The organism is Streptomyces sp. NRRL S-118 (assembly GCF_000716335.1).
Taxonomy (GTDB): Bacteria; Actinomycetota; Actinomycetes; order Streptomycetales; family Streptomycetaceae; genus Streptomyces.
In genome coordinates, this window is sequence record NZ_JOBL01000385.1 from 1 (window position 1) to 353 (window position 353).

General features: G+C 74.2%; 1 pseudogene. It reads left to right on the forward strand.

Annotation, left to right across the window (positions count from 1 at the left end):
* Positions 1–132 precede the first annotated feature (132 nt).
* Positions 133–353, forward strand: a pseudogene (locus tag IH00_RS42590) (hypothetical protein); the annotation flags it as partial.

Genomic DNA, 353 nt, shown 5'->3' on the forward strand with positions numbered 1-353 from the left:
TGCTCCCCCGGGTGGTGTTCACAACCGCCGCACGCGCCCCACCGACCGTCAACTGGCTTGATCTGCACCTGTCTTGACGCGGCTTGCGGAAAGACGCAGCAGGCCGCTCCCATGATCGGCCACAATGGCCGCATGCCCGAATACCTGGAACTCGATCTTGCCGGTGCCGCGTTGCGCGTGGAGCTGTCCGCGCCCGCGTCCGGCAGCGGTGCGGCCGCGGACCGGAGCACGGACGACGGGCCGGACCTGCCGGAGGGCCTGGGCACCCTGACCCCCGTGGCGCGCGGCGGCGGGCGGCGGACCGCCGTGCTCGCGACGGAGGCCCTGCGGACCGCGCTGCGCCCGCTCGGACC